The organism is Hydrogenophaga soli (assembly GCF_054777695.1).
The window spans coordinates 116,414-137,035 of sequence record NZ_BAAHAK010000011.1; the positions used below are offsets into that span (position 1 = coordinate 116,414).

Annotated in this window: 14 protein-coding genes; 1 reads left to right on the plus strand and 13 read right to left on the minus strand. The window is 67.2% G+C overall.

The genetic code is table 11. The annotated features are described in order from the left end of the window. Nucleotides 1-6: 6 nt before the first annotated feature. The 13 genes from ACYVB7_RS17785 to ACYVB7_RS17845 form a co-directional block, all read right to left on the minus strand. Nucleotides 7-702, minus strand: coding sequence for a histidine phosphatase family protein (locus ACYVB7_RS17785; protein WP_460509943.1), 696 nt, complete (start codon nt 700-702; stop codon nt 7-9). Between the two features lie 74 nt (nt 703-776). Next, nucleotides 777-2,183, minus strand: a complete 1,407-nt coding sequence (locus ACYVB7_RS17790; protein ID WP_460509945.1) for an IPTL-CTERM sorting domain-containing protein — start codon at nt 2,181-2,183, stop codon at nt 777-779. Nucleotides 2,184-2,226: 43 nt separating this feature from the next. Further along, nucleotides 2,227-4,551 (minus strand): Lcl C-terminal domain-containing protein, encoded by a 2,325-nt coding sequence (locus tag ACYVB7_RS17795; protein ID WP_460509947.1) that lies wholly within the window; start codon nt 4,549-4,551, stop codon nt 2,227-2,229. Further along, nucleotides 4,548-5,273: an Lcl C-terminal domain-containing protein gene (locus ACYVB7_RS17800; RefSeq protein WP_460509949.1), complete on the minus strand. Its 726-nt coding sequence runs from the start codon at nt 5,271-5,273 to the stop codon at nt 4,548-4,550. The genes ACYVB7_RS17795 and ACYVB7_RS17800 overlap by 4 nt, the downstream gene beginning before the upstream one ends. Nucleotides 5,274-5,315: 42 nt before the next feature. Next, nucleotides 5,316-7,226 (minus strand): Lcl C-terminal domain-containing protein, encoded by a 1,911-nt coding sequence (locus ACYVB7_RS17805; RefSeq protein ID WP_460509951.1) that lies wholly within the window; start codon nt 7,224-7,226, stop codon nt 5,316-5,318. A 20-nt stretch (nt 7,227-7,246) separates the two neighbouring features. Further along, nucleotides 7,247-7,993 carry an Lcl C-terminal domain-containing protein gene (locus ACYVB7_RS17810; RefSeq protein WP_460509953.1) on the minus strand — a complete coding sequence of 249 codons (747 nt, stop codon included), beginning with the start codon at nt 7,991-7,993 and terminating at the stop codon, nt 7,247-7,249. A gap of 117 nt (nt 7,994-8,110) precedes the next feature. Further along, nucleotides 8,111-9,187 (minus strand): IPTL-CTERM sorting domain-containing protein, encoded by a 1,077-nt coding sequence (locus ACYVB7_RS17815; protein ID WP_460509955.1) that lies wholly within the window; start codon nt 9,185-9,187, stop codon nt 8,111-8,113. Between the two features lie 81 nt (nt 9,188-9,268). Next, nucleotides 9,269-10,009: an Lcl C-terminal domain-containing protein gene (locus ACYVB7_RS17820; protein WP_460509957.1), complete on the minus strand. Its 741-nt coding sequence runs from the start codon at nt 10,007-10,009 to the stop codon at nt 9,269-9,271. Between the two features lie 42 nt (nt 10,010-10,051). Then, nucleotides 10,052-11,089, minus strand: a complete 1,038-nt coding sequence (locus tag ACYVB7_RS17825) for an IPTL-CTERM sorting domain-containing protein (protein WP_460509959.1) — start codon at nt 11,087-11,089, stop codon at nt 10,052-10,054. 16 nt (nt 11,090-11,105) lie between these two features. Next, the gene (locus ACYVB7_RS17830) at nt 11,106-12,356 is read right to left on the minus strand and encodes a WD40/YVTN/BNR-like repeat-containing protein (protein WP_460509961.1); all 1,251 of its coding nucleotides are present in this window, start codon (nt 12,354-12,356) and stop codon (nt 11,106-11,108) included. 144 nt (nt 12,357-12,500) lie between these two features. Beyond that, the gene (locus tag ACYVB7_RS17835) at nt 12,501-13,925 is read right to left on the minus strand and encodes an Lcl domain-containing protein (protein ID WP_460509963.1); all 1,425 of its coding nucleotides are present in this window, start codon (nt 13,923-13,925) and stop codon (nt 12,501-12,503) included. Nucleotides 13,926-14,079: 154 nt separating this feature from the next. Beyond that, nucleotides 14,080-15,558 (minus strand): Lcl C-terminal domain-containing protein, encoded by a 1,479-nt coding sequence (locus ACYVB7_RS17840; RefSeq protein WP_460509965.1) that lies wholly within the window; start codon nt 15,556-15,558, stop codon nt 14,080-14,082. Nucleotides 15,559-15,697: 139 nt separating this feature from the next. Continuing rightward, a complete protein-coding gene (locus ACYVB7_RS17845; protein WP_460509967.1) occupies nt 15,698-17,002 on the minus strand; it encodes an Lcl C-terminal domain-containing protein in 1,305 nt (434 codons plus the stop codon). Between the two features lie 141 nt (nt 17,003-17,143). On the opposite strand from ACYVB7_RS17845, the gene ACYVB7_RS17850 reads away from it, so the two are divergent. Next, nucleotides 17,144-20,614, plus strand: a complete 3,471-nt coding sequence (locus ACYVB7_RS17850) for an AAA family ATPase (RefSeq protein ID WP_460509969.1) — start codon at nt 17,144-17,146, stop codon at nt 20,612-20,614. The last annotated feature ends 8 nt before the right edge of the window (nt 20,615-20,622 follow it).

The following is a 20,622-nucleotide window of genomic DNA, read 5'->3' on the forward strand; positions in this document are numbered from 1 at the left end:
GGGTCTTCAGGCGTGGGTGACCCAGTCGGCAAACGCCGGGCCGTCCAGGTGCGGCAGCGCGTTGAAGCTGACCAGCCGCGCCGTGCGCGGGGTCAGCATGACCTCGGTCAGCGCGGTGTTGCGGATCTGCATGTTGATTTCAATGGTGGTTTCCGCCGGGGTGGACAGCAAATGCCCCACCAGCGTGGAAATGGGGCCGCCACTGCTGACCACCAGCACCCGCCCGCCCGGGGTGTCCATGTGGTGCTGCCGCACATGGGCCAGCACCCCGGTGACCCCGGCCACAAAGTCGTTGTAGGTGGGCATGCCCTGGGGGCTGATGGTGCCGTCCATCCACTGGCGCAAGGCATCGCGCAGCGCCCGGAAGTGTTGCTTGTAGCCCTCAGGGGTGGTGGGCTTTTCCATGGGCTGGCTGATGGGCAGGGCGCGGATCAGGGCGTCGCTGTCGTATTCGTCCAGGCCCGGCAGCACCGTGGGGGTGTGGTCCCAGCCCGCGCCGCGGGCCAGCGCCTCCCAGGTCTGGCGGTGGCGCTTGAGGTTGCCGGTGATCACCGCATCCCAGCCCCGGCCCTGCCATTCGGCCCGCTGGCGCAGGTAGCGGCCCAGTTGTTCGCTCTGCTGTTCACCCAGGGGGCTGAGCTGGTCGTAGTCGTTCGCGCCAAAAGAGGCCTGACCGTGCCGGATGAAGGTGAGGGTGTTCATGCCCAAATCTTGCGCAAGAACAAGCCCGTTCGCTTGTCCCGAAAGCGACGGGCGGTGCCCCTGCGGGGGGCGGCTCAGCGCCGCAAACCGCCTGCGCTTTGGCGGGTCGCGCCCAGGCCCAGCACCCCCAACAACCCCGCCAACAGCAGCAACGTCCATTGACTCAGCGTGGGCACGCCCGACACGTCGGCCCCCATCCCCAGGCCCACCGGGTCGTCGATGGTTCCGTTGAGCGTCCAGTCGTTGTCGCCCTTTTGCCCATCGGTCAGCACATAAGTCACCGTGCCCGCGTTGCGGTCGATGGTGGCGGGGAAGGCAAACCACTTGTTGGCGTCTGTCGGCCCGGTTTCCTTGCCGTACTTGTAGAGCTGCGCCCCGGCGGGGATGCTGCTGAAGCGCAGCACCACCGTGGCCTGGCTGCCCAGGTTGCCCCCGGTCAGCACCACCTTGGTGGCCCCACCCGAGAACGTGACCCCCGCCGGAGCAGGGGCCGGCAAGGCCATGAACCCTGACGTGGCGGTGTTCACCTGCCAGTTGTTGGTGGTGGCCGCCTGGATGGCCCCCACCACCCCGTTGGTCCCGGGGATGGTTGCAAACGGGGCGGAACAGGTGGCGTTGGTCCCGCCGTTGCTGCTGCCGCTGCAAGTCCAGCCCCAGGCGCTGCTGCCTGCGGTCACCGCGCTGGCGGTACCGCCGTTGCTGGCGCACAGGTTGGCGCTGGTGGGGGTGTAGGCCGTGGCGGTGTTGGCCGCACTGCCACAGGCGCCGTTGACCACGGGGATGAACAGCGCCGTCACGGCCTTGGCGCTGGTCACGTTGCTCAGGCTGCAAGCGCCCGAGCCCGAACAGGCCCCACCCCAACTGCTGAAGGTGTAGCCCGCGCTGGGGGCGGCGGAGCAGGTGGCGTTGCTGCCATGGGAAACCGGGTTGGGCGAACAGCTCACCGAGCCCCCGGCCAACGGGCTGGCGGTGGTGGTGATGGCGTAGGTGTTCAACACAAAGCTGGCCCCCACCGCGCAGTCGGCGGTGACCGCGCTGGTGGTGTACGTGTTGCCCAGCAGACTGCCGCCGCAGCCACTGGCGCTGCCGGTGTAGCCGACGTCCGGCTCCAGTGTGAAGCTGGTCGCGTTGTTGTAGGCCACCACCTGGGGGGTGTTCGGGTTGATGTTGCCGTTGGCCCCTGTGCTGGGTGTGAGGGTGTAGCCGCGGGGTGCGCTGCAGGATGCGTTGATGTTGCCGGTGACGGCGTTGCAGTTCCAGGTGTACGAGCTGTTGCCCGTGGCCACTGCGGTGGCGTAGCCGCTGGCGCACAGGTTGGCAGAGGGTGGTGAGGTGACCAAGCTCGTGTTGCTGGCGCTTCCACAGATGCCGGGGACGTCAGGAGCGGGTGGGAAATTGATGGGTTGGGCCTGTGCCGACCCCGCGCAGGCCATGGCCCACAGCAGGGCTAGCGCGTGCAGGGATTGGGCAGAAGATTTCATGGTGCTTTTTGGCATCTGTCGCCTTTGAAAAAAGCGCAAGCAGCTATGTTTTTGGGAGTTTCTTGGCGCGTGAGCGTGGGTGCAGGCCCAGCACCCCCAACAACCCTGCCAACAGCAGCAACGTCCATTGACTCAGCGTGGGCACGCCCGACACCGCACTGGGCAGCAAGCCCAGGCCGCCGGCGGACGTGATGAAACCGCTGGCCGCGTTGGCGTCACCCTGGCCGTTGTCGGTGATGCTGAACGTCACCTGGTTGCCCACGATGACCACCCCCGGCAGTTCGTACCAATGGGGCGTGGCGCTGCCGCCAAACTCGGGGCCATACGCGTAGAACTTGGCCCCGGCAGGCAGGGGCTGGGGCAGGGTGACGGTGAAATTCAGCATGGCCCCAGCCCCGCAATCGGTGGAGCTGAGGGTGAGCAAGCCATAGGGCATGGACACACCGCTGGGTGGGCTGGGCGACACCGAATACGTGGCAGACGCCAAGCCGCATGTGGGGCTGCCTCCAAGAAAGCTGGCGGTGACGGTGCCCAGGCCGGGTACGGCATAGCTGTAGCTGGTACGCAGGTTGATGAGGATGCTGGCCGTGACCTGTGGCGCGGCGTTGTAGTTGGCATTGCCCGCCTGGTTGGCGGTGAGGTTGCAGGTGCCGCTCCCAGTGAAGGTGACGGTGTTGCCGCTGACGGTGCAAACGCTGGCCGCACTGGTGGTGGCAAACACCACCGGGTTGCCCGAAGCCCCGCCCGTGGCGCTCAGCGTGGCGGGCGCATCGCCAAACACCACGGGAGACGCCGGGTTGAAGCCCGTGATGGCCTGGTTGGCCGGGTTGATGACAACGCTGGCCGAGACCTGTGGCGCGGCGTTGTAGTTGGCATTGCCCGCCTGGTTGGCGGTGAGGTTGCAGGTGCCCGCGCCTGTGAAGGTGACGGTGTTGCCGCTCACCGTACACACCGTGGCCGCACTGGTGGTGGCAAACACCACCGGGTTGCCCGAGGCCCCGCCCGTGGCGCTCAAGGTGGCCGGGGCTGCGCCAAACACCACGGGAGACGCCGGGTTGAAGCCTGTGATGGCCTGGTTGGCCGGGTTGATGACGATGCTGGCCGTGACCTGTGGCGCGGCGTTGTAGCTGGCATTGCCCGCCTGGTTGGCCGTGAGGTTGCAAGTGCCGCCCCCAGTGAAGGTGACGGTGTTGCCGCTGACGGTGCAAACGCTGGCCGCACTGGTGGTGGCAAACACCACCGGGTTGCCCGAGGCCCCGCCCGTGGCGCTCAAGGTGGCCGGGGCTGCGCCAAACACCACGGGAGACGCCGGGTTGAAGCCCGTGATGGCCTGATTGGCCGGGTTGACGAGGATGCTGGCCGTGACCTGTGGCGCGGCGTTGTGGTTGGCATTGCCCCCCTGGTTGGCCGTGAGGTTGCAAGTGCCGCCCCCAGTGAAGGTGACGGTGTTGCCGCTGACGGTGCAAACGCTGGCCGCACTGGTGGTGGCAAACACCACCGGGTTGCCCGAGGCCCCGCCCGTGGCGCTCAGCGTGGCGGGCGCATCGCCAAACACCACGGGAGACGCCGGGTTGAAGCCCGTGATGGCCTGGTTGGCCGGGTTGATGACGACGCTGGCCGTGACTTCAGGCGCTGCGCTGAAACTGGCATTGCCCGCCTGGTTGGCGGTGAGGTTGCAGGTGCCCGCCCCGGTGTAGGTGACGGTGCTTCCGCTCACCGTGCACACCGTGGCTGCACTGGTGGTGGCAAACACCACCGGGTTGCCCGAGGCCCCGCCTGTGGCGCTCAGCGTGGCGGGCGCATCGCCAAACACCACGGGAGACGCCGGGTTGAAGCCTGTGATGGTTTGAGTCGGAAGCGCTGCGAAGTCGAAGGAAGCCAGTGCCTGTCCGCTCCGCACCAAGCGCACTGGACGGAGCATGATGAACACTTTTGGCTGGGGAAGGGCCAAGCCGTCCCGGAATTGGACCGTCCACGCCTGAGACGGGGCGTTCATTTCTGTGGTGGATGTCCAAAAATAGACACTGGGCGTGTTTGGAAAAACGGTGGTGTCGATGGACGGCAGGGCCGCGTCGATCTTGACGATGGACAGCAATTCCTTGACGTTGGGCACCCGCCAGTCGCTGAAGCCTTTGTAATTGGCGGCGTTGGCCGCCACCGAGGCATCCAGCGCACCTTGCCATTGCACCGTTTGGGCAGAGCCAGCGCAGGTGGCTCCCGTTTGCCCGTAGGGACATTGGTCCCACACCAAACCGGTGGTGGTGTCGGTCACGGTGCCGTTGGCGTTGACGGTGAGGGCGGCCCAGGCCGGTTGCATCAAGCACACCAGGCCCAGTGCCCAACAGAAGCGGCTGCGATGCCACGTCATGGAACACTGCGCACCAGGCGCACCAAGAGGGTGGTTGATGGGTTGTCGACGCCACCGGTCAAGCCGACGGTGTTGAAGCTGACACTCCATGGGTAGCCGTTTGTCGAGGCGGTGTCGCTGCTCCAGTACAGGCTTTGTGTGCCCGGGAAGTAGTTGGCATCGATGCTCGGGTTGCGGCCATCCATCAGTTCCAGTCCGATCAGCTCCATCCTGGTGGGCAAGCGCCAGCCATTGGCAAAGCCGCAACGTGCGGGGGTGTTGTGGCCCGCGTCGGGGTAGCCGGGGGTGGTGGCCTGGGTCCAAGTGGCCGACAGTGATTGCAGCGACCAGACCAGCCCGGTCACGTTGTCTTTGGTGCAGGCCCAGTCGGTGGATGGCGTGGCGCTCGGGGTGTCCGTGGTGTTGGCCACCACGGGGCCGGTGCAGGTGCCGCTGCCTTCGGCGTCGCCGTTCCAGCACAGTCGGGTGAAGTCAAAACCCGCCACGCCACCGCCCACCTTGGCAGGGCTGGCCACGTCGCGGCCAAAACGTCCGTCCTGACGTTTGTAGGTGGCTGTGTCCCCTGTGTTGGCAGAGGTGCAGGCCACCATGACGTTGGAGCCGTTGTCGCACAGGGTTTGGCCGGTGTCGTTCAGAAAACCCGTCTGGGCCAGTGCTGGCCCGGCGCAAGCCGCCCCCCACAGCAGGGCCTGTACATGCCGGGATATGGATGCAAGTTTCATGGTGTTTTTGATGTCTAGCGCTTTCATATAAAGCGCAAGCAGCTATGTTTTTTGAAGTTTCCTGCCGCGTGAGCTTTGGTGCAGGCCCAGCACCCCCAACAACCCCGCCAACAGCAGCAGCGCCCATTCACTCAGCGTGGGCACGCCCGACACGTCGCCGCCGCCCGGCACCCCCGCTCCTGCCGGGTCGCGGATGACGCCCACCGTGGGGTCGTTGTCCCCCGGTCCGTTGTCGCTCACGGTGTAGGTGAGGGTGGTGCGGTCGGCGCTGAGGGTGGCCGGGTGCTCGTACCACGTGGGGCTGGCCCCGGTCGTGGGGGGGCCGTATTTGAAGAACTTGGCCCCCGCGGGCAAGGCGCTGGGGTAGGTCAGCGTCACCGTCACCCCGGTGCCGCATTGGCTGGTGGTGGTGAAGGCCAGCACCCCGTGGGGGAAGGTGTAGCCCGCGGGGAGTGCACTGCCCACGGTGGTGGCACCCTGGTAGGCCGCGGTGGCAAACGCGCAGCCCGCAGCACCGCTCAGGCGGGCGCTGACCGTGCTTCCCCCGGGGGGGGTGCCGGTGTGCTCGGTGTAGGGGGCGAACCGGGCGGTCACGGTGCACGGGGCCGTCACCCCCCGGGTGGTGTAGGTGTTGCCGTTCAAAGCCCCCCCGCAGCTGCCGCCCAGGGTGGCGGCGTGGCCACTTTGGGTGGTCACGGTGAACCTGGGTTGCTCGTTGTAGGCCACCACCTGCGCGGTGTCGGGGCTGATGCTGCCCTGGCCCGCGCCGCCTGTCACGCTGGGGGTGACGGTGTAGCCGCGGCTGGCGCGGCACACGTCCGAGTCGGTGCCGCCCCCGCTGCCCGTGCACACCCAGGTGTAGGCCGTGGCTCCGGCGCTCATGTTGGCCGCTGTGCCCGTGGCACACAGGCCGCTGCTGGGCGCGTTGGCCACCAGGGTGGTGCTGTGGGCCGTGCCGCAACCACCATGGACCACAAACGTGTCAAACGTCGCCATGGCCTGGCCGCCGCGCACCAGGCGCACGGGGTAGGTTGAGGTCTTGGGAACGGCATTGGGGGCACCCCCTCCGAAATACACCGCCCAGGCCTGTCGGAGGTTGTCGGGCGCGTACGAGGTGCTGGTCCAGGTGTAGCTCCCTGTTGGGGTGTTGGGGAAGACCGTGGTGTCGATGGCCGGGGAGCCGTTGCCGAGGGTGACGATGCTCTCCAGCTCGTTCTTGTTGGGCAGTCGCCAATCGCTGTAGCCCTGGTGCTTGGCGAAATTGCGGGCGCTCACTTCGGCCAGGGCCGCATCCCAGCTGAACTGAGCGGCGCTGCCGGTGTCGCAAACGCCCGAGGCCGAGAACAGCCCCAGAACGCATCGGTCCCACATCAGGCCCGTGGCCGGGTCGGTCACCGTGCCCGCCAGCGAGCCTCCGTTGCCGCCCGATGCCAATGTGTCAAACGTTGCCATGGCCCGTCCGCCGCGCACCAGGCGCACGGGGTAGGCCGAGCTTTTGGGGATGGCATTGGGCGCACCTCCGCCGAAATACACCACCCAAGCGTGTTGGAGGCTGTCGGGGGCGTAGGAGGTGCTGGTCCAGGTGTAGCTCCAAGGGGTGTTGGGGAAGGCGGTGGTGTCGATGGCCGGGGAGCCGTTACCGAGGTTGACGATGCTTTCCAGCTCGTTCTTGTTGGGCAGCCGCCAGTCGTTGTGGCCCAGGTGGTTGTCCTGGTTGCGTGCCGTCACCAGGGCCAGAGCGCCTTCCCAGGTGACTTCCATGGCGCGACCTGAATCACACAGCGAACCCGAGGAGTACACGCCCTGGACGCACTGCTCCCACACCAGGCCGGTGTCGGTGTCGGTGACCGTGCCGTCACCATTGACCGTGTACGCCGCCTGGGCCAGGGGGCTGCCCCAGGCCAGGCCCAGCGCCAACACCAGCCGAATCAGGCGCAGAAGGAGAGGGGTCATGGCGGTGCCGCTCCCCGTGCTCATCGGACCAACCGCAAGTACTGATTGGTGGTTTGCTGAGGGGTATCCACCCCGCCCACATCGAAGCCGACCGTCCAACCGTAATACACCAACCCAAAGGTGATGCTGCTGTATGCCGACGTGGTGTTGCTGCTCCAATAGGCGCCCTGCTGAGTGGCCGGGAAGTGGCTGCCGTCGATGGCGGGCCGGGCCGTGTCGTTGTTGACGATGTTGAGCAACTCGCGGCGGGTGGGCATGCGCCAATCGCTGAAACCACAACGGCTTTGGGTGTTGTCACTGGCGTTGGCGCTTTGCGCTGCCGTCCAGGTCAGCGGGCCCAGGGTTTGCAAGCTCCACACGCGGCCCGTGACGTTGTCGCGGGTGCACGCCCAGTCGGTGAAGGGGGTGGTGATGTCGGGGGTGCCCGTGGTGTTGGGCACCAGGGTGCCGGTGCACTGGGCACTGCCCTCAGCGGCTCCGTTCCAGCACAGGCGGGTGAAGTCGAACCCGCCTGCACCTCCGCCCACTTTGGTCAGTTGGCCCGCCGCGGCGGCGGCATCGCGCCCGTACCGCCCGTCCTGGTGAGGACTGTGGCCGCCGTTGCCGACATTGCCAGCATCGTTGCAGGCCACCGTTTGGCCGGTGCCGTTGTAGCTGATGTAGCAATGCACCTGGCCCGTGTCATTGAGCGGCGCGGTTTGGGCCCATGCGGGCGCGGCGCTGGCGGCGGCCCACAGCAGGGCCAGGAAAGCGAGGGCGGTTTTCATCATCGGGGGCAGACGGTGGGGTGTTCAGGGGGCGCGGCATTACAGCAATGCACCGTTAACAGTTCGTCAATGAATGGGTTTGCGCCCTGTGGGCGCCCACCCGTCTGCCTGCGCTGGTCAGGGGCTGGGGCGTTGTCGCAGTGGCCTCATGCCCAAGGCCGTTGCCACCCCCAACAGCCCCGCCAGAAACACCAGCGCCCATTCACTCAGCGTGGGCACGCCGGACACGCTCCCAGGCACGCCAGGACCCGCTGGATCGGTGATGACACCCGCCGTGTTGTTGCTGTCGCCCACACCGTTGTCGGTCACGGTGTAGGTGATGGTGGTGTTGCCGTTGCTGAAGGTGGCCGGGTGCACGTACCAGCTGGGGCTGGCCCCAGCCGTGGCCGGGCCGTACTTGTACAGCTGGGTGCCCGCGGGCAAGGCGCTGGGGTAGGTGAGCGTGACGGTGACCGTGCCCCCCACCGCACATCCCGTGGTGGTGAAGTTGACCACCCCCGCCGGGAACGACACCCCTGCAGGCGGTGCCGCCCCCACGCTGCTGGCGCTTTGGTAACTCACGCTGCCCATGGCGCAACTGGCCGCCCCGCCGCCAGTCAGCGTGGTGGTCACGTTGCCGCTGGTGCCGCTGCCGCTGGGTGTGGGGGCGGTGTAGCTGGTGGTGCCTACACCATCAAACACCGCGTAAGACGGCCCCCCGCGCACCAAACGAACGAAGTTGTTGTTGGCCTTGTGGTGGACAAATGTGTCGCCGTCGTAGAAGTAGATGTACCACGCGTAGGCAGGGTTGGGCGCGTAAGTGGTGGATGTCCAAAAAAAGTTGGACGTGGCCGTGTTGGGAAACGCCGTGGTGTCGATGGCGGGGCTGTGGACATCGCGTTTGACGATGCTCTCCAGTTCTGTCTTGTTGGGCACCCGCCAATCGTTGAAGCCCTTGTAGCCCGCGGTGTTGGCAGCGCTGACCTGGGCCAGTGCGCTGGGCCAACTTCCAAAAAAGGCGCTGCCAGTGGCACAAGCGCTGCCGCTGAGCCCGTAGGCGCACTGGTCCCATACCAGGCCGGTGGTGGTGTCGGTCACCGTGCCATCGGCATTGACGGTATACGACGCATGGGCCAGCACGGAGGTCATCAGTCCGGCCAGCATGAACAGGGTTCGACGCCAACGCCATTTCTGCAGGGGAATTCGGTTCAACATGGAAAGCGCTTTTTCCATACAAAGGGAATTGGATGGGGATCGTCTGCGCAAGCGCGTGGGGCCTGACGCAGGGTGGAAAAATCACGGTTTGCTGCGCACCAGGCGAACGTTGTTGGTGCTGGACTTGCTGCGGGTGTCGGTGTCGCCGTTGCCGAAAATGACAACCCACGCGTTCACCGGGTTGGGCGCATAGGTTTCTCGGCTCCAGTACAGGTTGCCGGGCGTCGGGAGGTACGCGGTATCGACCATGGGGCCCGCGCTCAGGCCGTGGTGGACGATGCTCAACAACTCGCGAGTGGAGGGCAGCCGCCAGCCGTTGCTGTAGCCACAGCGGCTGGCACTGTTGTGCCCGGCATCGGGGTAGCTGGCCGTGGTCGCGGCGTCCCACGTGGCGGAGGGGGTTTGCAAACTCCAAACCAGTCCCGTCACGTTGTCGAGGGTGCAGGCCCAGTCCATGGCGGGGGAGGCGCTGGGCGTGCCGGTGGTGTTGGCCACGAGGCCTGCCGTGCAGTTGCTGCCATTCACCACGGTGCCGTTCCATAACACGCACGAAAAGTCAAAGCCCGCTGCACCGCCCCCGGTTTTGGTGGGCAGTGCACCAGATGTCTTGGCGGCATCGCGTCCGTAGCGGCCATCCTGATGAGGGCGGGCACTCGCGTTCCCGGTGCTCGAGTCTGTGCAGACCACGGGGCTGTTGGTGGCGTCGTAACAGCCGGTCTGGCCGGTGTCGTTCAACAAACCCGTTTGGGCGAGCGCGGGTGTCGCACAGACCGCGGCCCACAGCAGGGCCAGTGCATGCAGGGATTGGGAAGAAGATTTCATGGTGCTTTTGGCATCTGTCGCTTTATTTGTAAGCGCAAGCAGCTATGTTTTTTGAAGTGGCTTCCCGCGTGCGCGTGCCGGTGAGCGTTGGTGCATGCCCAGCACCCCCATCAACCCAACCAGCAGCCACAGCGCCCATTCGCTCAGCGTGGGCACGCCGGACACATCGGCCAGCGGCACCCCCACGCCCCCCGGGTCGGTGATGAAGCCCAGGGCGGGGTTGCTGTCGCCCACGCCGTTGTCGGTGATGCTGAACGTCACCTGGTTGCCGCTGACCACCGCGCCCGGCAAGGCGTACCAATGGGGCGTGGCGCTGCCGCCGAACTCGGGGCCGTACTTGTAGTACTTGGCCCCTGCGGGGAAGGCTTGCGGGTAGGTGAGCGTGAAGTTCAGCGTCGCCCCGTCATTGCACTGCGTGGTGGTGAAGCTGAACGTGCCGTAGGGCAACGACATGCCGTTGGGCGTGGAGGTGGCCGCGGTGTAGCTCGATGTGGCCAGGCTGCAGTTGGCCCCGCCCCCCGTGAAGCTGGCAGTGACGTTCCCCCCCCCGGAGGGGGCGGGCGCGGTGTAGCTGGTCACCGCCGCCTGTGTGGTCACCTGGAACACCGCCGATTGGGTGGCCACGGTCAGCGTGGCCAGGCGCGTGGTGCTGAAGCTGGCCGACGAGGTCAGGCGCACCGTCACCGTGTCACCGTTGTTCACCGTGCCCGCGGTTGCGGTGTACGCACCGCCGTTGATGGCGTACTCCCCGCCCGTGACGCTGATGGGCACGCCCGTGTTGATGCCCGACACCGTGACGCTGTTGGACGCGATGACCGTGCTCAGGGCCACGTCGGTTTGCGGCGTGAAGCTGAACGCATTGGGCGTGGTGTCCGAAAACGCATACCCCAGCACCGTGCCGCTGCCGGTGCCGGCAAACACCTGGGTGCCATCGGGCCGAACCGCCAGCGCCGTGATGACCCGGTTGCCCTGCCCCGTGGCAAACGGGCCTGTGCCCACCCACTGGTCATACACCGGGGCCGCATGGACCCCGGCGGTGAGTGCACACAGGGCGAAGCCGCGCAGAAAGAAGGTGTTCATGGCGTGCTCCGTGGGCTCAGTTGGGCAGGCCGGTGTTCAGCGCGGCCCAGCTTGCGCAGTCGTTGCTGCTGACAAACACCCCCGCTTCAGAGCCCGCGTACAACTTGCCGGTGGTGTCCATCGCCAGCGAGCGCAGGTTCAGGTTGGCGGGCTGGCCCCCGCAGGCGGCCCAGGTGGCCCCGCTGTCGGTGCTCTTGAACGCCCCCGCCCCGCGGCTGGCGGCAAACAGCGTGCTGCTGGTGCCCGGCTTGAGGGCAAACGCCCGCAGCTCCGTGCCCGCAGGCTGGGTGGTGGCGGCGCTCCAGGTGCCGCCACCGTCGGTGCTGCGGAAAACCCCGGTGCCACTCACCCCGGCGTACAGCAGGGTGGGGGTGGTGGGGTCCACGGCCAGTACCGTGGGGTGGTAGACGCCTGCCGCGTTGGGCAGGCCGGTGCTCTTGGCGGTCCAGCTGGCGCAGTCGGCGCTGGCAAACACCCCGCCAGGGGTGGCCGCGTACAGCGTGCCGCCCCCGTCCACCACCAGGGTGTAGACGTTGGGGTTCAGGCCCGTGTTGGCGCAGGCCGACCAGTTGGCCCCGCCATCGGCGCTTTGGAACACCCCGCTGCCGTGGCTGGCCGCGTACAGCGTGGTGGCCGTGGTGGGGTGGGCCACGGCGGCCTTCAGGCGGCGGTCGGTGGGTTGGGTGGTGGCCGCGCTCCAGGTGGTGCCTCCGTCGCTCGACAGGTGCACCCCCGAACCCGCCACAGCGGCCCGCAACTGCTGCGGGCTGGCGGCACTCAGCAGCACGGCGTTGACCTCCTGGAACGGGGTGAACACCACGTTGTAGGCGGGGGCGCTGCCCTTGAAGTGAACCCAACCCAGGTTCTCGGCCCAGGCCCAGCCGTCAAACACCCCGTTGGCCGGGTTGAGCGTGACGCCGCCGCCCGTGGGGTCAAAGCGCACCCAGCCCGCGGTCTCGCTCCAGCCGTAGCCCGACAGCGTTGCCCCGGTGAGGTTCACGCCCCAGTCGGTGGCTGTGCTGTTGGCATAGCGGTGGTAGCCGCCGCCGCTGTGGCTGCCCAGCTTGATCCAGCCCACGTTCTCGGCCCACACATGGCCCTCCAGGTGGTCGTCGTACACCCCGGCACCGCCGTTTGTGGGCGCAAAGTTGACCCAGCCGCTGGTGTCGGACCACACAAACTTGTCGGTGGCGCTGATGGGCGTGGCCGCGCGGGCTGCCACGGGCAGCAAGGCGCACAACGCCAGGGTGGCGAGGGTGGTTTTCATCGGGCTGGAGGGTCGGTGAAAGGGGTTGAAAACGGTGCGCGGCATTACAGCAATGCACCGTTAACAATCCGTCAATGAATGAGAAAACGCGGGGGCAGGGACTGCCACCGTCACGTACCTGAGGGACTGCTCAGAAGGGCGGGTCTAGTAGTGCGTCCGGACGAGTCGCACGTAGTAGTCTCCGGATTTGTAGGTCCCTCCCGTGAGCCCCCCTTCTGTATAGGAAACACCCCATGCGCGTCCTGCTAGCGATGGGATGGACTCTCCAGAGTAATAGGCAGTCAAGCCTGTCTGGGTGTTGGGAAAGTAGGACAAATCAATGGCCGGGGTGCCGTTCATCAATGAGTTGAGGGAATCGAAGACCAGGCTTCGCAGTTCAGCAAGCGTTGGCATTCGCCAGTCCGCGTAACCACACAGCGGCTCGCTGTTGACGGCGGTGGTGAATTTTTCGGTATTGCACGTCGCCCCAGAACAGTTGCCGAACCCCCGATCAGTGACATCAATGGTGCTGGTGTACCAGGAGTAGGTTTTGCTCCAGTCGTGCAGGCCGCCATCGGTGGTCTTGACTTCCCACATCAGGCCGGTGTCGGTGTCATACACACATTTCCACGGTGTGGCGGCGTAATTGGGCATGGCCCCACCGGTGAAAGGTTTGGTGATGATGTCGCAGTTGCTGCCCAACCAACCTGGGGGACAGACGTTGCAACTGGTGCCGCTCATCTGGCCCGAGCACACATCGCAATTCGCGCCCGCCCAGCCCGGTGCGCAAATGGTGCGGGACACGTGGACCACATTCACCACGTTGGCGTTGCCATTCACCCCAAAGATGCTCACACCACTCTTGATGTTGCTGGGCAGCAGGTTGGCGTCCCCCGCCACGCTGCCCGCGCCGTTGTGGTAACCCGCGGGAATGGTTTGTGCCGTCGTGCCCGGCGTGATGTTGACCGCGCCGTTGTCGGCCATGCTGCCCGCCACGCCCGTGGCGCTGCTGTTGGAAAAGGTCTTGCCCGTCAGCACGTCCGCGGCAGTGGCGTTGCCGCTGGCCTGGGCGGCGGTGCCGCTCACGCCAAAGAGGGTGACGCCGCTTTTGATGTTGCCCGGCTGCAAGTTGCTGTCCGTCGCCGTGGCGGTTTTGCCGCCGCTGTAGAGACCGTCGGGAATGGTGAAGGTCAACTGGCCGTTGGCCCCGGTGACGTTGCTCCCGCTCGCAGGCGCGGCCTGGGTGCCGGTGCGCAGCCCCCAGGTGCCATCGGTGCGCAGGCCCCAGAAGGTTTTGCCGTTGGCCACGTCTGCCGCAGTGGCCCCGAGGGTGTTGTCGGGCACGGGCAGCTTGGCGGCAATGTCGCCCAGGGTTTTGCCAGTGCCTGCGGTGGGGCCAGCGGCAGGCTCCTGGAACGTGCCGGGCACGCTGACCGCGGCCCCGGTGTCAAGCCGGTTGTAAATGTCGGTGGTGCTGGGCATGCCGCTGCCTGCGGCGGGGGCGGCGGGTGCATCCAGGCTGCCCGCCCAGGTGGGTGCGGCAAGTGTCAGCGCCAGCAACAAGCCTGCGGTTCTGGTGCGTGTGGACAATGTCATCTGTTTCGGATCAGAAAATGCCAGTGGGGCGCTGGCGTCAGCGGGCACCAAGGCGATCAGGGGCAGCGTGGCGAGGCGTGTTTTCGTGGGCGGCTCGTTTGGAGACTGCGTGGCGGGTGGGGATGCGCAGAGGGATAGAAGGGCAAAGTCACTGTCCGCTTCGCACGAGGCGAGCACGGATGGCGGACGTCCTGTTGATGGCACCGGTGCTGCCGTCGTAGAAGTAGACGGCCCCCACGCGACTCGGGTTAGGCGCATACGTCGTATCAGACCAGTAAAAGTCCGCAGTCGTGTTAGGAAAGTAGGCCGAATTAATGGTTGGGGACGAACCGGTCACGACAAGCCCCTGCAGTTCGCTCAAAGTCGGCACGCGCCAATTGGTGTAGCCGCACAGTTGCTCGGCATTGACTGTCGCCACGAATTTCGCTGTGTCGCAGCCAGGAGTACCTATGCATGTGCCGGGTATCGCGAGGCCAGGATTTGGATCGATGGGGTCGTACCAGGTGTAGGTGTTGTTCCAATCGTGCAATCCGCCAGTGGTCTTAACTTCCCAGGTCAGGTTGGTTGCGGTGTCGAGCACGCACTTCCAGGGCGTGCCCGCATACGTCGGCACGGTCGCGGGGAACGGCTTGGCGATGATGTCGCAATTGATGCCCGACCAGCCGCTGGGGCAGACGTTGCAACTGGCACCGCTCCATTGCCCGGCGCATACGTCGCAATTCGCGCCGCCCCAGCCTTGGGTGCAGATGGCGCGGGAGACGTGGTTGGTGGCCAGTGCCGAGGTGCCGGTGATGAGGGCGCCATTGACGTAGGCCTTCTTTCCAATGCCAATGTCGGCAGCGGTGGCTGGAGCAGCTGCCTCCGTGGTGTCCACCACGTTGGAGCTGCCGCTGACCCCAAAGATGGTTACCCCGCTTTTGATGTTGCTGGACGCCAAGTTGGCATCCCCCGCCACGCTGCCCGCTCCGTTGTGGTAACCCGCAGGAATGGGCTGGGCCGCCGTGCCGGGGGTGATGGCGAGTGCGCCAATGTTTGCCATGGTGCCGCTTACACCGGTAGTGCTGCTGTTGGAGAAGGTTTTGCCACTAAGCACGTCGGCCGCAGCGGCGGTGCCGCTGGCCTGGCTGGCGGTGCCTGTTACTCCAAAGATGGTTACCCCGCTTTTGATGTTTCCGGACTGCAAATTGCTGTCAGCCGCAGTGGCGGTCTTGCCGCCGCTGTAAAAGCCATCGGGAATGGAGAAGGTCAGCAGGCCGTTGGTCCCGGTCACGTTGTTCCCTGCTGCCGCTGCGCCCGAGGTCGCTCCCCAGGTGCCATCGGTGCGCAGGCCCCAGAAGGTTTTGCCGTTGGCCACGTCGCCCGCAGCGGCACCTTGGGTGTTGTCGGGCACGGGCAGTTTGGCGGCAATGTCGGCCAGGGTTTTGCCCGTGCCTGTGGTGGGGCCAGCGGCAGGCTCCTGGAAGGTGCCCGGCACGCTCGCCGTGGCCCCGGTGTCAAGCCGGTTGTAGATGTCGGTGGTGCTGGGCATGCCGCTGCCTGCGGCGGGGGCGGCGGGGGCATCCAGGCTGCCCGCCCAGGCGGGCAGGGCGGCGGCCAGCAGGGCCAGGGTGGCGAGGTGGTTTCTCATGGGCGTGGGCAGACGGCGCGGGGTGTTGAAAACGGTGCGCGGCATTACAGCAATGCACCGTTAACAATCCGTTAATGGCGTGGATGGGAGCGGCGCGATTGCGGTAGCTGCGCCGGGAGAAAGCGCCCCACAGACAACGTCACGGTTTGCCTCGGACCAGTCTGATGGAAAAGGTGTTGCTTGCTGGCCAACCCGTGATGCCGGTTCCGGAGACGCTCCAAACAGACGTAGGGTTCACGATGACCGGCACCCCGGACCAGAAAGTCCCAAATTGCAGCGTGTTCGGGAAGTAGTCGGGGTTGTTGGAGATGTTCGACTGAACTGCGACCAACTCGTATTGCGTTGGCATGCGCCAGTCCGTGAACCCACACAGCTGAGTCGCGTTGACGGCTGCGGTGTATTTTTCGGTGTCGCAACGACCCGTCTTCTTGCAAGTCCCACCGTTTGCGGTCCCTGGCGGGTACGCATCGTTGCTGTACCAGGAAAAAGTTTCATTCAGGCCGCGGAAGACCGTTCCTGCCCCAGTGTCTGGCAACTTGACTTCCCACACCAAGCCGGTGGATGTGTCGTGCACGCAGTTCCAGGGCGTGCTCGCATAGGTGGGGAGTGTTCCAGCATAGGGCTCGCTCAAGATGTCGCAGTTGGTGCCCATCAGTCCGTTTGCACAGGGCGTTCGGCAAGCGCTACCTCCCCAACCCTGGAGGCATATGGCTGGAAGTTGAATGGGGTAGTAGGCACCGTTCGCCAGGGTCCCGGTCCCCGTCACCATGGCGCCGTTCACATAGACCGTTTTGCCCGCAGCGATGTCGGCGGTCACGGCGGTGGCCCCTGCCGTGTCGACCACGGAACTGGAACCGTTCACTCCAAAAATGCTCACGCCGCTTTTGATGTTGCCGCTGACCAGGTTGGCGTCCCCCGCCACGCTGCCCGCGCCGTTGTGGTAGCCCGCGGGAATGGTTTGCGCCGCCGTGCCCGGCGTGATGTTGACCGCGCCGTTGTCGGCCATGCTGCCCGCCACGCCGTTGGCGCTGCTGTTGGAGAAGGTTTTGCCCGTCAGCACGTCTGCGGCGGTGGCGTTGCCGCTGGCGGGCGTGGCCGCAGCGGCGGTGCCGGTGCGGGGCCCCCAGGTGCCATCGGTGCGCAGCCCCCAGAAGGTTTTGCCGTTGGCCACGTCGCCCGCGGCGGCACCTTGGGTGTTGTCGGGCACGGGCAGCTTGGCGGCAATGTCGGCCAGGGTTCGGCCCGTGCCTGCGGTGGGGCCAGCGGCAGGCTCCTGGAAGGTACCGGGCACGCTCACCGTGGCTCCGGTGTCAAGGCGGTTGTAAATGTCTGTGGTGCTGGGCATGCCGCTGCCCGATGCAGGGGCGGCGGGAGCGTCCAGGCTGCCCGCCCAGGCGGGCAGGGCGGCGGCCAGCAGGGCCAGGGTGGCGAGGTGGGTTCTCATGGGCGTGGGCAGACGGCGCGGGGTGCTGAAAACGGTGCGCGGCATTACAGCAACGTCGCGTTAACACTCCATCAATGATTGGCACGCCAAGTGCTAACGTTCGTCCGTCGGTTGGTTGGGCCGACGGTGTGTGGAGCCGCCATGTCGCAGTCATTGCCTTCGTTGAAGATCCTGGTGTTGGGCCCCTTGCAGGTGGAGGCGGAAGGCTTGCCGCCGGGGCGGCCCATGTACGACAAGCTGCAAGGCTTGTTGGCCTACTTGGCGCTGGAGCCTGCGCGCTCGCATGCCCGCGACCAGGTGGCGGGCCTGTTCTGGCCGCAGTTACCGATTACCGCTGCCCGGGCCAACTTGCGCCAGGCCTTGTTCAACCTCAAACGTGTGCTGGGGGTCCACATGCCGGTGCACGCCGACCGCGAGGTGGTGCGGCTGCTGCCCGAGCGGGTGGCGCAGGTGGATGCCCTGGACGTGTTGGACCCCGGGTTGCTGGGGGCCGACTTGGGCCGTCTGGAGCAGGCCGTGGCCCTGTTCCGCGGCGACTTCCTGGCCGGGCTGGAGCTGCCCGATGCGCCCGACTTCCAGCTGTGGCGGGACCACTGGCGCAGTGCCTTGTTCCAGCGCCATTTGGACATGCTGGAAACCCTGTGCAAAGGCTGGATTCAGCAGGGCCAGCGGGACAAGGCGCAGGCGTGGGCCCAGGCCCGCACCCGGCTCGCCCCCTGGGACGAGGCCGCCCAACAGGCCCTGTGGGCCACGCTTCCTGACAGCGCCGCCCCCGGCCCCCAGGCCAGCGCCCGGCGCCAGGTCACCTTTGTGCACGCTGCGCTGGACATGGTGGGCGATGCCGATCCCGAACACCTGCTGGCCTGCCTGGCCCCGTGGCGTGAGGCGGCCGTGGCGCGGGTGCAGTCGCGGGGCGGGCAGGTGTGTCAGTCGCCCGGCAACGTGCTGCTGGTGTGTTTTGGGTACCCCAAGGCGCAGGAGGATGCGGCGCAACGGGCCGTGCGGGCGGCTCTGGCACTGGTGGACGGGGCCGCTCCCTCGGGCCTGACCCCGCACGTGGGCGTGCACACGGCCTGGGTGGTCACCGGCTGCAACCCCGCCGTGCCCGACCTGCTGGGCCATGCCACCCAGGTGGTGGCCCGTGTGGCCGAGCAGGCCCCGCCGGGGGCGGTGCTGCTCAGCCCCTCCACACGCCAGATGGTGGCCGCCTGTTTTGACGATGCGGAGCACCCGGCTCCGAGCGGGGCGATTGCGGGCGTGGAGGGGCCGTTGTACCGCGTGCTGAGTGACCGCGGGGTGCGTGTCAACTGGGATGCGCCCCAGGCGCAGCGCTCGGCCCTGGTGGGTCGCCAGCGCGAGTTGTCGCGCCTGGCGGCCTGGGGGTCTGAGGCGCTGCACCACGGCTTGCGTGTGGGGGTTGTGCGCGGGGAGGCCGGCATGGGCAAGTCCCGCCTGGTGCGGGCGTTTGCCGAGCAGCTCAAGCGCCTGTCCTGGGTGGTGCGGGACCTGTATTGCCGTGCCGAAGCGCAGCACACGCCCTTGCACCCCGTGGTGGCGCATGGGGGCGGGGCTGCCCATTTGGCCGTGCCAAGTGCGGACAAAAATGACAGCTTTGAGGGGGTGAACGCTTTGCTGGGCCTGGGGGCCGAGGGCGCGCACACCTTGTCTGAAACCCAGCGCAAGCAGGCCATGGCGGCGCTGGCCCGGCGGCTGTTGGCCGCGGAGGGCAGCCCACCCACCGTGTTGTTGGTGGAAGACGTGCATTGGGCCGATCCGTCCACGCAGGCCCTGCTGGTCCAAATCATGCGCACCCCCCCGGTGAGCCCCTTGCTGATGGTGTTGACCCTGCGCCGCCCCCATGCCCTGCCCGAGGCGCTGGGCACCAACGCCCAGCTGCTGGACCTGCCCCCGCTGGACCCCGACGCCACCACGGCGCTGGTGCGCCAGGCCGTGCCCGACTTGCCCGCCCCGGCCCTGGCCACCGTGGTGACCCGGGCCGAAGGCATCCCCTTGTTTGCCGAGGCCCTGGCGCAGTCCATGGCCCACGTTCCGAATCCCGGTGCCCACCTGCCGGGCACCTTGCAAGACCTGTTGACGGCCCAGTTGGAGGCCACCGACGCCATGGCCGTGGCGCAGGCCGCCGCGGCCATCGGGCGCGAGTTCGACCTGGACCTGCTGCGCCGCGTGGTGGAAGCCGACGAAACCGCGGTGGTGCGGGGCCTGCATGCCTTGCAGCAGGCCCGGCTGATCGAGCCCTGTGCGGGCCGCGGAGGGGCTGTGCGGTATGGCTTTCGGCACGCCCTCATCCAGCAGGCCGCCCGGGCGGCACAGACCCGCCGCGAACGCTGTGCCGTGCACCGCCGCGTGGCGCAGACGCTGGAGGTGCACTTTGCCCCGCAGGCGAACGAAGGCCCGGAAGACCTGGCCCGCCACTACACCGAAGCCGAGATGCCGGACGAGGCCCTGCGCTGGTGGGCGGCGGCGGGCGTCAAGGCCCTGCGTGCGGCGGCCTTTGCCGAGGCGGTGGACCACCTGCGCCGCGGCGTGTCGCTGCTGGAGCAATTGCCACCCGGCCCCTTGCGGCAGGCGCACGAATTGGCGCTGATGCTGCCCCTGGGGCCGTCGCTGGTGGCGCTGATGGGTTACGGATCGCCCGAGGCCATTGCCACCTTTGACCGCGCGGCGGCCCTCTGCCCGCCTGACGACCCGCGGCGGTTTGCCGTGCTGTGGGGCCTGTGGCTGGTGTGGAGTTCCCGCCCTGACTCCAGCTTTGCCGCCGCCGATGCCTGGTCAAAAGAAATGCTGGACATTGCGACCCGCACCGGTGACCCCGTGCAACTGACCTACGCCCACGCCGCCTGGGCCAACGACGCCGTGTGGCAAGGCCACCTGGACCGGGCCGAACACCACATCCAGCAAACCCTGCGCCACGCCCGGGGCCGGGCGCATGCCGAATTCAACCTGGGCGGGCACGACCCGCGGGTGGCCGTGCTGGGCCAGCGGGCCTGGGTGCGTGTGCTTCAGGGGCAGCCCCAGGCCGCCGTGCAGGCGGGGGGGCGGGCCTGCGCCTTGGCAAGGGCGCTGGAGCACCCCGAGTCCCTGTGTTTTGCCCTGAGCCACCTGGCGGTGGTGTACCGCCTGCAAGGGCAAGCGGCGCAGGTGGCCCGAACCTCGCAGGACGTGGCCGGGCTGGCCACCCGCCACGGGCTGCCGCTGTGGCAGGCGGTGGCCGCCATGCAGGCGGGTTGGGCGCAGGCCATGATGGGGCAGGCCCAGGGCTTGGCGCTGCTCCAGGGCAGCGCGGCGGCGGTGCGCCAGGCCATGCCCAGCGCCCTGGGCGCGTTTTTGCACCCGCTGGCCGAAGCCCAAGCCCAGCTGGCCGACTGGGCGGGCGTGCAGCAAACCACCGAGGAAGCGCTGTCCATGGCGCTGCGCGTGGGCGACGGCTTCCACCTGCCCGACCTGTACCGCTTGCGTGCGCAGGCGCTGGCCCACCTGGGCCCCGCCGAAGAGGCCCGCAAATGCATGAAGCTGGCCATGCAGCACAGCGCCGTCCAAGGCGCCGTGCTGTGGCAACAACGGGCTCTGGCCTTGTCCATGGCCTGGCGATGATGAATTTT